Origin of the sequence: Kitasatospora sp. MY 5-36 (assembly GCF_001182915.1) — a bacterium.
Taxonomy (GTDB): Bacteria; Actinomycetota; Actinomycetes; order Streptomycetales; family Streptomycetaceae; genus Kitasatospora.
In genome coordinates this window covers 1-1,203 of sequence record NZ_LFVW01001244.1, presented here as the reverse complement: position 1 = coordinate 1,203, position 1,203 = coordinate 1, and the positions used below count along the sequence as shown (strand labels likewise).

1 protein-coding gene is annotated in these 1,203 nt (G+C 75.8%); it reads right to left on the bottom strand.

Annotated features, from left to right (window positions below; all coding sequences use genetic code 11):
* Nucleotides 1–1,148, bottom strand: a 1,148-nt coding sequence (locus AE652_RS41705) for a helix-turn-helix domain-containing protein (protein ID WP_049661260.1), incomplete at its 3' end; no start/stop codon positions are given.
* Nucleotides 1,149–1,203: the final 55 nt, after the last annotated feature.

Genomic DNA, 1,203 nt, shown 5'->3' with positions numbered 1-1,203 from the left:
CCGAACAGCGGACCGCCCGCCGGGACGACCGCGCCCGCCGGGTGCGGGATCGCTCCGGACAGCCGCAGGTCGCCGAGCGCACCGGCCGGCGCGGTCGGCTGCTGACCGGGACGGCGGGCCCGGTAGCTGGTCCGGTACGCGGCCGGGGAGACCCCGAGCTGGCGGCGGAAGTGCCCGCGCAGCGCCACCGGCGAACGGAACCCGCACCGGCGCGCGACGTCGTCCACCGACAGTTCCGAGGTCTCCAGCAGCCGCTGCGCCTGGAGCACCCGCTGGGTGATCAGCCACTGCAACGGCGCGCTGCCGGTGAGCGTGCGGAACCGCCGGTCGAAGGTGCGCCGGCTCATGTACGCGCGAGCCGCCAGCACCTCGACGTCGAACTGCTGGTTGAGGTTCTCCAGCGCCCAGGTGACCACCTCGGCCAGCGGGTCGTTGCCGATCTCTTCAGGTAAAGACTGATCGATGTACTGGGCCTGTCCTCCGCCGCCGCGGCGGCTCGGCACCACCAGGCGGCGGGCCAGCGCGTTGGCCGCCTCGGCGCCGTGGTCGCTGCGCACCACGTGCAGGCACAGGTCGATGCCGGCGGCGGTGCCGGCCGAGGTGAGCACGTCGCCGTCGTCGACGAACAGCTCGCGCGGGTCGACGTGGACCCGCGGGTAGCGCTTGGCCAGCGTCGGCGCGTACATCCAGTGGGTGGTCGCCGGGCGGCCGTCGAGCAGGCCGGCGGCGGCCAGTACGAAGGCACCGGTGCAGAGCCCGATGATCCGGGCGCCCTCGTGGTGGGCCTTGCGCAGGGCGGTGATCGCCTCGACCGGCGGGGGCTGGGAGATCGAGCGCCAGGCCGGTACGACGATCGTGCCGGCCCGGGCGAGCGCCTCCAGGCCGTACGGCGCGGAGAGGGTCAGTCCGCCGGTGGTGGCCAGCGGGCCCTCCTCACCGGCGCAGACCAGCAGGCGGTAGCGGGGCACCCCGGCGTCCTGGCGGTCCACGCCGAAGACGGAGAGCGGGATGGAGCTCTCGAAGATCGGGGCGCCGCCGAAGATCAGCACCGCGACGGTCTCCCGGCGGCGCCGGCCGGACAGCTTGCGCGGGGCGGAGGCCGTTACCGGGGTCGGGGAGCCGTTCGCTCCGGGCCCGCCGTGGCCCAGCGGGCCGTGGCCGGAGCCGAGCGCGAGGCCGCCGAGCGGACCGCCGCCCGGCCCG